12 protein-coding genes are annotated in these 13,664 nt (G+C 65.3%); 9 read left to right on the top strand and 3 right to left on the bottom strand.

From position 1 onward, the window contains the following. Positions 1–7: 7 nt before the first annotated feature. Positions 8–946: a hydrogen peroxide-inducible genes activator gene (locus tag VPH40_RS26250; protein WP_099665470.1), complete on the bottom strand. Its 939-nt coding sequence runs from the start codon at positions 944–946 to the stop codon at positions 8–10. Positions 947–1,080: 134 nt separating this feature from the next. Here VPH40_RS26250 and VPH40_RS26255 point away from each other — a divergent pair, with 134 nt between their 5' ends. The 8 genes from VPH40_RS26255 (at position 1,081) to VPH40_RS26290 (ending at position 11,192) form a co-directional block, all read left to right on the top strand. After that, positions 1,081–1,320, top strand: coding sequence for a DUF3717 domain-containing protein (locus VPH40_RS26255; RefSeq protein WP_328574906.1), 240 nt, complete (start codon positions 1,081–1,083; stop codon positions 1,318–1,320). 44 nt (positions 1,321–1,364) lie between these two features. Then, a complete protein-coding gene (gene rfaE2, locus VPH40_RS26260) occupies positions 1,365–1,847 on the top strand; it encodes a D-glycero-beta-D-manno-heptose 1-phosphate adenylyltransferase (RefSeq protein WP_251351044.1) in 483 nt (160 codons plus the stop codon). Between the two features lie 126 nt (positions 1,848–1,973). Beyond that, positions 1,974–3,458 (top strand): hypothetical protein, encoded by a 1,485-nt coding sequence (locus tag VPH40_RS26265; protein ID WP_328574907.1) that lies wholly within the window; start codon positions 1,974–1,976, stop codon positions 3,456–3,458. Continuing rightward, on the top strand, positions 3,455–4,930 hold the full coding sequence (locus VPH40_RS26270; protein WP_328574908.1) for a hypothetical protein: 1,476 nt from the start codon (positions 3,455–3,457) through the stop codon (positions 4,928–4,930). Before VPH40_RS26265 ends, VPH40_RS26270 begins: the two co-directional genes overlap by 4 nt. Positions 4,931–4,974: 44 nt before the next feature. Beyond that, entirely contained in the window at positions 4,975–5,424 is a 450-nt protein-coding gene (locus VPH40_RS26275; RefSeq protein ID WP_289906843.1) for a hypothetical protein, read from the top strand. Positions 5,425–5,460: 36 nt separating this feature from the next. Continuing rightward, positions 5,461–9,156, top strand: a complete 3,696-nt coding sequence (locus VPH40_RS26280) for a tubulin-like doman-containing protein (protein ID WP_328574909.1) — start codon at positions 5,461–5,463, stop codon at positions 9,154–9,156. A 33-nt stretch (positions 9,157–9,189) separates the two neighbouring features. Beyond that, positions 9,190–10,425: a hypothetical protein gene (locus VPH40_RS26285; protein ID WP_328574910.1), complete on the top strand. Its 1,236-nt coding sequence runs from the start codon at positions 9,190–9,192 to the stop codon at positions 10,423–10,425. A gap of 17 nt (positions 10,426–10,442) precedes the next feature. Beyond that, positions 10,443–11,192: a hypothetical protein gene (locus tag VPH40_RS26290; protein ID WP_289919613.1), complete on the top strand. Its 750-nt coding sequence runs from the start codon at positions 10,443–10,445 to the stop codon at positions 11,190–11,192. Positions 11,193–11,334: 142 nt separating this feature from the next. On the opposite strand, the gene trmL is transcribed toward VPH40_RS26290, so the two are convergent. Together trmL and VPH40_RS26300 are read right to left on the bottom strand one after the other, a co-directional pair. Beyond that, positions 11,335–11,805, bottom strand: coding sequence for a tRNA (uridine(34)/cytosine(34)/5-carboxymethylaminomethyluridine(34)-2'-O)-methyltransferase TrmL (gene trmL / locus VPH40_RS26295; protein ID WP_328574911.1), 471 nt, complete (start codon positions 11,803–11,805; stop codon positions 11,335–11,337). A 40-nt stretch (positions 11,806–11,845) separates the two neighbouring features. Then, the gene (locus VPH40_RS26300; RefSeq protein ID WP_328574912.1) at positions 11,846–12,595 is read right to left on the bottom strand and encodes a ComF family protein; all 750 of its coding nucleotides are present in this window, start codon (positions 12,593–12,595) and stop codon (positions 11,846–11,848) included. A gap of 57 nt (positions 12,596–12,652) precedes the next feature. Between VPH40_RS26300 and VPH40_RS26305 the strand changes: the two genes are divergently transcribed. Then, positions 12,653–13,576, top strand: coding sequence for a methyltransferase domain-containing protein (locus VPH40_RS26305; protein WP_328574913.1), 924 nt, complete (start codon positions 12,653–12,655; stop codon positions 13,574–13,576). Positions 13,577–13,664 lie beyond the last annotated feature (88 nt).

Here is a 13,664-nt window from a genome sequence, read left to right on the forward strand (position 1 = left end):
TGGGGCGCTAGTCTTCGTCCTCGCACAGCGGCGTAATGCCGGGCAAGTTGCAGCTGGCGATGGCCGCGCACAGGGCGTCGATGGCGGCCTTGCGCGTGAAACTCTTGCGCCACAGCATGACCACGCGGCGCGATGGCACGGGGGCGGCGAAGGGCCGGTATTCGAGCATGCCGTCGGTGGCGTGCATATTGGCGACTGAGGCGCGCGGCAAGACCGTCAGGCCGATGCCGCTGGCCACCATGTGGCGGATGGTTTCCAGCGAGGAACCCTCAAACGTGCGCTGCATGCCATTGCCGGGCGAGGAAAAACGCGCCATTTCGGGGCACACTTCCAGCACCTGGTCGCGGAAACAGTGGCCATTGCCCAGCAGCAGCATGGTTTCCGATTTCAAGTCTTGCGCGGCGATTTTCTCGCGCGCCGTCCATGGATGCTGGCGCGGCATGGCGACGACGAACGGTTCGTCATACAGTTCCTGCATGGCCATGCCGTGTTCGGGCAGGGGCAGGGCCATGATGGCCACGTCCAGTTCGCCCTGGCGCAGCAGTTCGAGCAGGCGAACCGTGAAGTTTTCCTGCAAGATCAAGGGCATCTGCGGTACCTGGTCTATCATGGCCTTGACCAAGGGCGGCAGCAGGTAGGGGCCGATCGTGTAGATCACGCCCAGGCGCAGGGGGCCGGCCAGCGGGTCCTTGTTTTGCTTGGCGAGTTCCTTGATGGCGGCCGTCTGTTCCAGCACGCGCTCGGCTTGCGCAATGATCTGCGCGCCCAGGGGCGTGACGGAGATTTCCGCGCCGCCCCGTTCGAACAGGACCACGCCCAATTCGTCTTCGAGTTTCTTGATGGCCACTGACAGGGTGGGCTGGGCAACGAAGCAGGCTTCGGCGGCGTGGCCGAAGTGCTTCGCTCGCGCGACTGCAACGATATATTTCAGTTCAGTCAGTGTCATAGGTTGATTGAAACACAGGAAGTACTTACTTGCAATGAATGAAAGGTGGCGCAAACGTGAAACTGTGGCGCCGATGGCGTATTGTAGCGGATCGCCCCCTATAATGCGGTACCGGGCGTCGAAGGGAGATGGCGATGGAACTGCGGATGCAGGCGCTGGAAGCGGCGATCAATTACTGGCGTGCCAGGCAACCGGCGTGCGGCAACGAATATGCACTGTCGCCGCCCGTCAGCCGCCTGGCCGGCGTGTATGCGCTGATGATTTATTACCGGCAAGATCGCATCGCCGAAGAGACCCTGGAACCGGCCGTCGTGGCCCTGATCGATGCCTGGCGCCGGGATGCCGGCGGCATCCAAGGCGATAGCCACGCCTGAGTGCGACCATGGCGTGACCCCATTTAACCCAACCAGAGATATCCATGCCTGATTTTGAAAACAAACTGTGCGGCCGCGACGAATTGCGCGCCCGCGCCGCGGCCCTGCCGAAACCGGTGGTAGTGACGAACGGCGTGTTCGACATTTTGCACCGCGGCCACGTGACCTACCTGGCGCAGGCGCGCGCGCTGGGCGCCTCGCTGATCGTTGCCGTGAATACCGATGCCTCGGTGAAACGCCTGGGCAAGGGCGACGACCGTCCCCTGAACAGCTGCGAAGACCGCATGGCCGTGCTGGCCGCGCTGGAAGCGGTGAGCCTGGTCGTGCCGTTCTCGGAAGACAGCGCCCTGGAAGTGGTGCAGGATATCGAACCGGAAATCTATGCCAAGGGCGGCGACTATGACATGGCGGCCATTCCCGAAGGCAAGGCCGTGTTGGCGTATGGCGGCCAGGCCGTGGCCATCGATTTCGAGCATGACCGCTCGACCACCAAGCTGTTGACGAAAGTGCGGACGCAGCAAGGCTGAGGAAGCTCGTCAATGTTTCCATACAGATAAAAAGACGTTACTATGAGAACTGCCAGGGCTGCGACTTCGTTTCGTCAGCCCCAGCACGTTACACCGTCTGAATGCATTGCTAGTCATAGAAAATAAATGGATCATAAAACTTCTGGGGATTGGCCACTGCCTTCCGGCGCCTGGCACGTGGATGACGAGGGCGCGTGGACCATGCAGCGCAGCGCGGATGGCCAGAATGTCTCGCCCTTGGTGAGCCATGCCGATATCGGCAAGCTGATGCATGCGCGGCGCCTGCCCGCAGCAGCCGGTGCGCCCGTGCGCCAGTTTCCGCCCGAATTCGCGTTCGACCCCGCCTCGGGCGCGGCCTTGCAAGTGCCGCCCGACACGGCCGCCACGCCGCCCTGGGTGCCGCCCTACGGCGCATCTCCCGTCAGCGACGTGCCGCCAACCGGCCCGGCCGGCTTGCGCCAGGCCAGCGCGCCCCTGAAACTGGCCGACCAGCGCGCGCGCGAAGAGCATGCGCAGGCCGATGTCTCGCTGCCCATGCCGCCGCCCGGCGAATACGAATTCTTTTCCGCCCAGTTCGGCACCAGCGCGCCCGCGCTGCTGGCGCTCGACCCGCGCAAGGCCGTCTTGCACGCCTGGTTGCCCGCCTCGAAACGCTGGCTGGCGCTGGACCCCGACTATGGCAGCTTGCTGGCCGAATCGGACCTGGCCCACGGCGCCTGGCGCGCCGAGCTGGTGCCGGAGTTCAATAGCGTGCTGGTCTTGCCGACCAGCCATGGCCTGGCCTGCATCCGTCCCGACGTGCCGTCGCTGACCTACGTGGTCGAGCATGTGGGCGGCGCACCGTGCGCGGCCGCGCCCGTCTGGTTCCAGAACCGTCTGTGGGCGCCGCTGCGCGACGACGATGGCCGCCTCCGCTTCGTCAACCTTGATGCGCAACAAAAGCCGGGCAGCGACGTGCTGCTCGACGGCCTGTTTGACCTGGGCGCCGTCAGCGCGCCCGTCGCCTACAACCGCATGGCCGTGTGGCCCTGCGCCAACGGCCAGCTGCGCCTGCAATTGCAGCCGGACGGCAACGTGGCCGCCTCGTTCACTCCCTGGCCCGAAGGGCTGGTGCCGCATTTCGAATTCGGCAGCCCGTACGTGTCGCGCGACGGCGGCCTGTGGCAGCTGTGCTTCGAGCGCAGCCGCGGCACCTATGTCTACGTGAAACTGGGCGCGCAGTCCGAACGGGCCGACGCGCTGGCGCCGCGCCTGTGCTCGGGCAGCTTCAATTACCGCTTCGCCACCAAGCTGAAAACGGCGCCGTGGGAAGAGCCGGAACACGGCGACGACGGCGGCAAGAACCAGGCCGTCATGCCGCTGCTGGAATCGAGTGTGGGCAACAGCGTCTTCGGCGTGAAGTTTGCCACCAGCGCCGGCCTGTCGAGCGTGCTGCGCTCGAACGATCGCCTGGCGGCACAGCTGGTGCAGGACGACGAATTGCGCGAAAACGTGTTCCATACCTTTGCCGTCAGCGAACCGTGGCGCGTGCGCCTGTTTGTGCATGAAGGTACGCTGTGGGCTTACCACCCGCTGCTGTCGCGTATCGATGGCTGGGCCTTGCAGGCATGAAAGCGCGCGTCCTGATCGCGGCCGGCGCCGCCTTCCTCGCCTTCGCCAGCGCCAGCGTGCAGGCCGCCGGCATCCAGCAAGCGTTCCTCGTGCAGAATTCGGGCTGGATGGAGCCGTTTTACACGGATGAACACTCGCAGCTGAAAGCCCTGGTGGGCGCCGTGGCGCAGGCTGCCACAAACCCGTCCGATAAAGTGTATACCCTGGCCTTCAGCCAGAGCAGCGGCGCGCACGTGTCGCCGTCGCTGCTGGGACAAGGGCAGGGCGGCGCCGGCGTGGCTGGCCAGCTGGCCAGCCTGGGCCTGGCGCGCAAGGGCGCCGGCGGCGCGCTGGCCGACACGGATTTCCAGGAAGCCGTGACGAAGACCATCACGGGGCCGTTCCAGTCCGCGTCCGGCATCGTGTGGATCTTTACGAATAACAAGAACAGCCCGAACAACGACAGCCAGACGGCCGAGCGCAACCGCGATTTTTACCGCCTGCTGCACCTGGAACCGTCGATCACCAAGACGGTGGTGTTTCCGCTGCGCATGCCCGTGCAGGGCAAGCTGTACAGCGCCAAGGGTTTGATGGTGTATGCGCTCGCGTATGGCCAGCCGGCATCCGAGGCCTTGAACCGCATCCTGGCCGAAGGGCGGCTGTCGCAAGTGCTGACGCGTCCTCCCGCGCGATTGAAACCGGTGGACCAGGATGCCGTGCGCATCGTGCCGCAATCCGTCAAGAACAGCGCCAACGTGCACGCCAGCCTGGGCCGCGACGGGCGCACCATCGTGCTCGACGTCGATGCGGCGAACCTGGTGCCGCAAGTGGTGTTGCAGGCATCCCTGCAAAACATGTTTTTCCCGTACGTGATCGACAGCGCCAGCGTGCACGCCAGCCTGGCGGGCCAGAACGCGCCCCTGCATGTTGCGCCAGATCAAATCCGCCAGCTGCAGCCGGGCGCCAGCCAGTCCGTGCAGGTACAGTTTGCGTTGCCGATGGCGCAGATTCCGTCGCCGTGGTCGGCGCAGGCGATCGCCGCCATGGGCAAGCAGGTGCTGCTGCCCATGCAGGCGCAAGTGGGCCTGTCGGAACAGCGGCTGGCGCTGTCGTCCAGCTTCGGCAAGGATTTGCAGGAATTGTTCCCTGGCGACCCGATTTCCGGCATGTTTACGCCGCCCGACAGCGTGCGCGCGTCGCAGGCGACGATACCGCTGCTGGTGCGCATCCAGTATCCGCTGCTGCCCGTGCTGGTGATACTGGGCGGCGTGCTGGCGCTCGTGCTGGGCTTGCTGGCGCTGGGCCTGGTCAGCACGCGCGCCACGCGCTACAAGGTGATGGCCGACGGCGTGCAGCGGCAAGTGTTATTAAAACCATTTAAAAGCGTGCAGATCCGCGACGATGACGGCCGCGACATTGGCGAACTCAAGCGTGGCCTGGGCAAGCCGGCCGTCGTGCGCGTGGCCGAAGGCCATACCTTGACCCTGGCCTGAACACAGATTCCTTAAAAATTCCTTCCATTCAATAGAGGCATACCATGGCGCAAGACACTCCGAAAGACAACGCAGGTTTCACCTTGCCGGCCCCGGTAACGGCCCCGGCGTCGGCGCCGCCCGCCGCGGACGCTGCCGCTGCGGCCAGCGCCGCCACCGCAACGACCGAAGCTGCGCCCGCGTTTGATGCAGCCGGCACGACCGATACCTCGTCGCGCGACACCCTGGTCGGCGGCGTGGTGCTGTTGCTGCTGTTCATCGCCTTTTTCTTTGCCAAGAATGCCTATGCGAATGGCCTGGTGGCCAAGCGCGTGCCGCCGAACAAGGCCAATGCCTCGGGCTGGTGGCTGTTCATCTTCCTGGCCAGCCTGGCGACGGGCGTCGTGCTGGCTGCCGTGAATGCGCATAAATTCCTTGCGCCACTGTTCATGGGCCCGCTGGTGCTGGTGGGCCTCGTTGCACTGTTGTTGACCTTTACTTCCAGCCGCCGCTAAGAACACGCCGTTGCACGCATCATCGAAGGAATCACCATGGCAGAGAACCTGAACCAAACCATCACCGGCGGCGCCAGCGAGCGCAAGCAGGACAAGATCATCGAACTGCGCCCGACCCTGTTCATCGGCATCGGCGGCACGGGCATGCAAGTGCTGATGCGCGTGCGCCGGCGCATCCTCAACACCCTGTGGGGCGGCGCGGGCAACCGCACGCGCATCGAGGGCTTGGCGGACTTTCCCATCGCGCAATTCATCCATTTCGACCTCGACAATGGCGCCGTGATCGAAAGCGGCGAGTCGCAGGCGAAGGACTTGCAGTTCGACCAGGTGAAGTTCACGGACGATGACAAGGTGGTCGAATCGTTCGACATGGACAAGTACAGCCGTGATGAAGATTCTCTGGAGAAATATCCGCATATCAAGGAATGGCTGCCGCTGACGCCGCAGCGCATCCGCGAATTGCGCTTCGACATGAGCAGCGGCGCCGGCCAGATCCGCGCCGTGTCGCGCCTGTATTTCTTCGACAAGTACGCGAAGATCCGCGACAAGATCCGCTTGAAACTCAAAGCCCTGAAGGCGGGCCTGTCGCACGAGCGCCAGTTGGCCGAACTGGGTCTGCGCATGGAAACGAACCGTTTCCGCATCGTCATCGTCGGCTCCGTTGCGGGCGGCACGGGTTCCGGTTCCTTCCTGGACATGGGCTTGCTGGCGCGCTGGCTGGCGCGCAGCGAAGTGGGCGCGGCCGACGTCGAGCTGATGCTGTTCTTGCCGACCGGCTACACCAAGGCCAACAAGGACCGGGTCGAAGCCAATGGTTACGCGGCGCTGATGGAGCTGGAATCGGCGATGATGGGCAACAAGGGCTATGTGGGCCGCTGGGATGCGTATGACCGCCCGGAATTGACGCGCGAGCCGTACAGCGAGGTGTACCTGATCGATTCGGGCAATCTTGCCCAGCAGCACACCAAGGATGTCAGCGACGTCTACCACATGGTGGCCGATTCGCTGTTCGAGGATTTTGCCTCGGCCGACTTCGCCCGCGCCAAGCGCTCGATCGCCGTCAACCAGGCGCAGCACAAGAATTCGCTGTACAACGCGCCCGTGCCGCAAGACCGCTTCGGCGACATGCGCCTGTATTTCTCGAAGCGCTTTTCCTCGTTCGGCATGGCCGTGCTCGATACGCGCCAGGAAGCGGCGCGCGACGAGCGGGCCCACCGCTGGGCCGGCGCCATGCTGCAAGCGTTCTTTGGCGTGGGCGGCACGGATGCGGGCGCCAACCGGGCCACGGATACGCAACGCGATAATTTCCTCGCCGCCAATATGTTCCTGAAGGGCACGCCGTTCAGCGATTTCCCCGAGTTTTCCGACAAGAGCATCGAACTGAAGCGCTCCAGCGGCGACTTCATCGATTTCCGCGTCGTCGACGAATTGCTGGAAGACCGCCATGGCCACTTGCTGGCCGGCGTGGAAAACCGGGTCAATACGCGCATCAACGATATCCGCACGGGTTTCGACCGCAGCGAATGGCCGGCGCAAGTGCGCGACGCCATGAAGCATTTGGAACGCGACGCCGTGCGCGACCAGGATTCCACGGCCGACACGACGGAAGACCGCATCAGCAAGCGGCGCCGCGAAGTGCTGGAAGACGTCAAGAAAGTCGTGCGCGACCAGCTGTATGGCTATCTTGATAACAAGGAGTTCGGCGGCCTGGAATACGTGCTGTCGCTGGTGGAACAGATCAAGGACCGCATCGAGGCGCCGGGCAGCGGCTTGACGGCGCAGATCGGCAACAATGCCGAGCGTTACCGCGAAATCAAGGAAGCCGTGCGCTCGCGCGAATACGAGCGCCTGTTGAACAACCTGGAACAGACGCGCAGCACCTTCGGTTTCCTCAGCAATGGCGAAAAGCAGGCGGGCGTGGTGATGGACCATTTACGCACGGAAATGGCGAATGCGCTGAAATTCCATTTACGGGCCAAGGCGGCAGACGAGTCCGTCCTCCTGCTGGGCGAGCTGTCGCGCTGGCTGGGCAACCGGGTCGGCGTCGATGCGCAAGGCCGCGCCCAGTGGAATGGCCTGGTGGGCGAGCTGCAATCGGGCCGCGAAGGCGTGCTGGCCATGCTGACGGAGTTGAAAACGGCCAATACCATCCTGCAAAAGGACCTGGACAAGGAACACGCGACCCTGATCGTCATTCCCGTCACGGAAAAAGACATCGCGCTGCCGTCGGCGGCCACCTTGCGCCAGTGGGCCGATGAAGCGTTCAAGGACATGGGCGGCTCGAAAGCGCTGTTCCCCATGTTGGGCGAACCGGCGCAACGGGCCTTGATCCTGGCCAAGGTCACGCGCATGGCGGAAAACATGATCGCTACTGCCGGCCTGGCGGAAGGGGCGACGAGCACGCCCGACCCGCTGTTCGAGGCGCTGGAACAGATGGATGTGTCCGAACGCCTGGACCGCTTCCGCAAGCTGCTGGCCTGCTCCATGCCGTGGATCGACGCCAATATGGCGGGCGACTTCACGGTCGTGTCGGACCAGTTCAAGTGCGTGATCGGCGTGGCCAACGCGGCCGCCTTCAAGGCGAAGTTCGGCGCCGAGCTCGAATCGTGCGTGCCGACCCAGGTGGGCATCACGGTGAGCCAGCTGGAAATCGTCGAAACGGGCATCCGCGGGCGCGCCGTCTGCTATTGCGAACTGGCAGGCGTGCCGATGACGGTGCTGCGCGGCCTGGAAGGCTGGCGCACCAGTTACCGCAAGGAAGGCGACAACGACAAGGCGCCTACCCACACGCACATTGATCCAACGCAATTCACGCACCCGATCGCGCCGAACACGGACGAGATGAAGCGCCTGGCGGAAGACTTCGGCGAATTCCTGCAAGCGATCATGCTGGGCGTGCTGACGCGCCACACGGGCAGAGTCGTGCCGCCGGGCCAGTACCAGTTTGCCGTCGAACCGGGCGACTTGCGCCGCATCGGCAACGAACGGGCCATCCGCCAGAACGGCATGCCCGCTTCGTACGAGAAAAATATCGCCCTGCGCATCGAAGAAAAATTGACGGCGCTTGACGCCGTGCAGACGGCGGCCATGGCGGCGCTGGCAAAATACTACGAGCGGGGCGTGTATGCGCCCAAGCTGGTGGCGCAAGCCGATGGCTCGCAGCTGCCCTACATCGGCTTTGGCAGCGCCATTTCCGCCGAAGTGGGCACGCGCCTGCGCGAGTCGGCGCGCCGCAAGGGCATGGCCAGCGACGAGCTCGACCGCACGGTGCAAGCCTTGCTGGGCCGCCTGAAGGAGTGGGCCAACGTCATCGGCGATTCCGACGGCGATGCCTACGACTGGGAAGTGCGCGAACCGGAAGCGGACGGCCAGCCGCGCCTGAAGTATGCGATCAAGCCGGAAATGCTGGAAGCGGGGCGCCTGGAGCAATTGCTGCGTCCGGCCGGCGCGGCGGCTGCGCCGGCGGCCGCGTTCGGCATGGCGCCGCCACCACTGGGCGGCATGCCGCCGCCGCTGGTGGAATACCAGTACTTCCTGGGCATCAACGGCCAGCAGCAGGGACCGTTCACGGCCCAGCAGATCGTGCAGTACGTGCAGGCGGGACAGGTCGTGCCAGCCACGACCAAGGTGTGGCGCGCCGGTTTGCCGGCCTGGGCCGACCTGGCCCAGTTCCCCGAACTGGCGCCCTTGTTCCTCGGCGCGCCGCCACCGTTGATGCCGCCGCCCTTGTGAACGCTGGAATGACGTTGGAATGAAGGATTAGTTTTGGATATCTGCAACAAATGCAAGACGGGCCTGTGGACCGTTGTCAGCCATTGCCCGTACTGCGGTCACGCCATGGCGGACGCTGCCAAGCCAGCCGCGGCCGTGCTGCCGCCGCTGCCCGTCCCTGCGCCTGCGCCGGTAGCGCCGCCAGTGGCACCCAAGCCGCCGCCCGTGCCGGTGACGCCTGCGCCTGCGCCGAAAGCGCCGCCGAAGCCGGCGCCAGTACCGTCACCCAAGCCGGTGCCGCCGCAAGCGGCGCCGAAGCCCGTGCCCGCGCCTGTGCCTCCACCGGCGCCTGCCCCGGTAACACCGGTACCGCCGCCGCCACCGCCGCGCAAGTGGCTGCGCTGGCTGGGCGTCGCCGCCGTGCTGGCGGCCGTCATCGTCTACATGAATGGCAAGCCGGGCGGCAAGAATGAGTCGGCTTGCAACGACGCCATCGACAGCGGCTTGAAGCTGGTGGCAAATGGCAGCCTGGACGGCGCCCGGCAAAAGCTGGCGACGGCGAAGAATGTGTGCACGGGCAAGTCCAGCGCCAAGGCGGACGATTTGCAGGCGGCGATCGGCAAGGCCGGCGCCGCATCGGGCAGTTGCCAGCGGGGCGTGCGCGCCATCGAACGCCATATTGATGGCCATCAATTGCAAAGCGCGGCCAGGGGCATCGCCACGCTCGACGCCGATTGCGCGGGCGCTGCCAGCGTGGATTCCCTGCGCAAGCAGCTGGCGCGCCAGCAGGCGGCTGCCGCGTCCGTGCTGGTGGGCGTGCGCCAGGCGCTCGACGGCAAGGATGCGACGGCGGCCGGCAATGGCATCGCCAGGCTGGAAGCCATCGACCGCGAAGCGGCGGAATTGCCGCAGTTGAGGGCCGATGTGCAGGCGCTGTCGGCGCCCGCGTCCGTCGCTGCACCGGTCCCGGCGCCGGTGGAAACGGCACCGGCCCGCGTCGTGCCCACGGAACCGGCGCCCGCGCGCGCGGTCGAACGATCAGCGGTGGCCGAACGCCGCCCGCAGGAAACGGCGCCCGTCGACAGCGGCGCGGCCATGCGCAGCGAGATGGCGCAAGCGTTCTTGCGCGATGCCGAGCGTTCTTTGCTGGAAGGTAAGTTCGATGCGGCCAAGACGTATCTGGAAAGCGCGCGCCGCGTCGATCCGGGCAATGCGCGCATCGACAATCTGTCGCGCCGCATCCGCGAGCGCGAACGGCAGGTGTTGCAGACAGAAACAACGATCAATTAGTCATCTGGAGAGTCACCATGCTGAATCACACCACCTTGCGGACGGCCGCTGCGCTGACCATCGCGGCCATGCTGGCCGGCTGCGCCACGGCGCCGATGAGCCCGAACGGCGTGCGGCAGGACAGTTCCTATCCGCAAGGTGGCGCCCAGGCGGCCACGGATGAGGACCCGTGCAGCGTGGGCGCGACGGCCGCTGCCGGCGCGGCCGTGGGGGCATTGCTGGGTGCGCTGGCGGGCGGCAAGAATGGCGCGCTGAAGGGGGCCGCCATCGGCGGCGGCCTGGCGGCGGCCGGTTGCCTGGCCATCAATGTCAATTCGCGCCAGACCAAGACGGCGGCGCAGGCGGACCGCGACTACATCCGCACGCGCGGCGCGCTGCCGCGCGAGCCGCAAGTGGTGTCGTACACGCCGCAGCTGAGCGCGTCGACCGTCAAGCGCGGCCAGCCGTTCAAGGTCAATTCGGTCGTGGAGCTGGTCAACGGCAGCGCGCAAAGCGTCAACGACGTGCGCGAAGAACTGGTGGTGCTCGATCCGCAAGGCCAGCCGTTCAAGTCCGGTTCGAAAGCCTTGGCCAGCAGCAACAAGTCGGGCGGGCGCTTTGAAAACTCGTTCGAGCTGACCTTGCCGGCCGGCGTGTCGCAAGGCGTGTACGGCGTCAAGACGAATCTGTACGTGAACGGCAAGCTGGCCGCCACGCGCGACTTGCGCACGCAGCTGGTGATGCTGGATGACAATAGCGGCGCGGCGCAGCAATTGGCGCAGCGGTAAAGGGAGATTGCAGGAGTCTCAACATCTCATCCAGTCGTAGCGAGCGGCGATGATTTGTGGCCGAGAAGCGCAGCGCTACTTTAGTAGCGCGAGCATCGCCGGCCGCAAAGCGCGCCGCGCAGTAGACTGGGTGAGGTGTCAGCTACGCGCCACCGGCGTATCCGTGCTGGCGCCACGCTTCATACACGACGACGGCCACCGTATTCGACAGATTCAAGCTGCGGTTATCCGGGCGCATCGGCAGGCGGATACGCTGTTCGGCCGGAAAGCCGTCGCGCAGGGCCGGGTCCAGGCCTTTTGTTTCCGAGCCGAACACGAACACGTCGCCGGGCAGGAAGGCCACGTCGCCGAACGGGCGCGAGCCGCGCGTCGTCATGGCGAACATGCGGGCCGGGTCGGGCTGGGTGTCGGCCAGGAACGCTGCCCAGTTCTTGTGCACCTTCATGTTGGCGTAATCGTGGTAATCGAGGCCGGCGCGCCTCATCTTGGAATCGTCGAGCGGAAAGCCCAGCGGTTCGACCAGGTGCAGCTGCGCGCCCGTGTTCGCGCACAGGCGGATGACGTTGCCCGTATTGGGCGGGATTTCAGGTTCTACCAAAACAACGTGAAACAAAATGCTCTCCTCATATATATATAGCGAATCTGATGCGGTTCTAGTGCGGCGGGGTGCGCGCCACGACCAGGATGCTGACCCTGGCCGCGCCAGCGCTCTTGCAGGCGGTGGCCAGCGCGTGAACGGTATGGCCGCTGCTCATCACGTCGTCGACGATGCCCACATGGCATCCTTGCAACAAGGCCCCATGTTCGGGCGCGATGGCAAACGCGTGCGCCAGGTTGGCTTGCCGTTCCTGCGGCGCCACGCCGCTTTGCGCCCGGGTTTCGCGCACGCGCAGCGCCAGGCGCGGCTGTAAAGCCACGTCCAGCAGGCGCGCCAGCGGACGGGCAACTTCCAGCGCCTGGTTAAAACCCCGTTCGGCCAGCCGGGCCGGGCCCAGCGGCACGGGACACAGCAGCTGCGGCGCTTCCCACGCTTGCTGTTGCTGAATGGCAACATACAGCAGTTCTGCCAACAGGGGCGCCAGCGCCAGGCGCGCGCCGAATTTCAGCTGCAGCAGCAACTGGTCGACGGGCGCCGCATAATCAAACGCCGTGACGGTGGCGTCATACGCGGGCCGCTGGCGCAAACAGCGTCCGCACAGCAGCGCCGCATCGTCGAGCGGATTGGCGCACTGACGGCAGCGGGGGCGTCCTTGCGTCAGATATTGGGCGCGGCAGGGCGAACACAGCACTTCCGGGCAGCCCATGCCGCACAGCGCGCATTGCGCCGGCAGCACCGTGGCGCCCAGCCACAGTCGCAGCGCCTGCCAGGCGGCGTCAAGGCGGTGCCCGGTGGCGGTCCGCATCGCGATGGCGTCGTTCCATGTACACTGCCGACATTATCTCACCTCACCCGATTCAACATGCCAGTTCCCACCAGTCCGCCCAAAATGAGTGCGCCCATCGATGCGGTGCAAGTACGTGATTTCTTTTCCCGTCCGGCGCGCGTCGCGCCGTCGGACTTCCTGCGCCGCGAAGTGTCGGCACGCATGCACGAGCGCCTAGAGCTGGTGAAAATCACGCCGCACCGTGTGCTCGACGCGGGCTGCGGTCCCGGCGCGGATTTGGCGCAGTTGCAAAAGGATTATCCCGCAGCGCAGATTATCGGTCTCGATGCAGCGCAAGCGATGATGCAGGCGGCGCGCGCGCCCGCGTCGAAACTGGCCAGCCTGAACCAGTTCCTCAGCAAACTCTTGCCGGCCAAGGCGGGCGTGGATTTATTGTGCGGCGACCTGGGCGATCTGCCGCTGGCGCAGGGCAGCATCGACCTCGTGTGGTCCAATCTGGCGCTGCACTGGCATGCCCAGCCCGACCGCGTGTTTGCCGAATGGCGGCGCGCGCTGCGCCTCGACGGCTTGCTGATGTTTTCCTGTTTCGGCCCCGACACCTTCCGCGAAGTGCGCGACGCCTTCGCCGAAGCGGACTTGTACCCGCACGCCTTGCCCTTCGTCGACATGCACGACTTTGGCGACATGCTCGTCGAGACGGGCTTTTCCACGCCCGTGCTGGACATGGAAATCATCACCGTCACCTACGACACGGCGGAAAAAATGCTGGCGGACGTGCGCGCCTTCGGCGGCAACCCGCTGACCACGCGCCGGCGCGGCCTGATGGGCAAGGCGGCCTGGCAGCGCATGCTCGATGCGCTGGAAAAGAGGCGCCGTCCCGATGGCAAGCTGGGCCTGAGTTTCGAGGTGATCTATGGCCATGCCTTCCGTCCCGCACCGCGCGTGACGCGCAATGGCGAAGCCATCATCCGCTTTGATTTACCGCGCAAGCCTAAATAAAAGCATAAAGAAACCGACACTTGGTCGCCATCCGCGCATGGATGTTGCAGCAACCGTTGCAAAGCGCGCGGCGGCCGGGAGAAGGGTG

This window comes from Janthinobacterium sp. P210005, assembly GCF_036231865.1.
Lineage (GTDB): Bacteria > Pseudomonadota > Gammaproteobacteria > Burkholderiales > Burkholderiaceae_D > Janthinobacterium > Janthinobacterium kumbetense.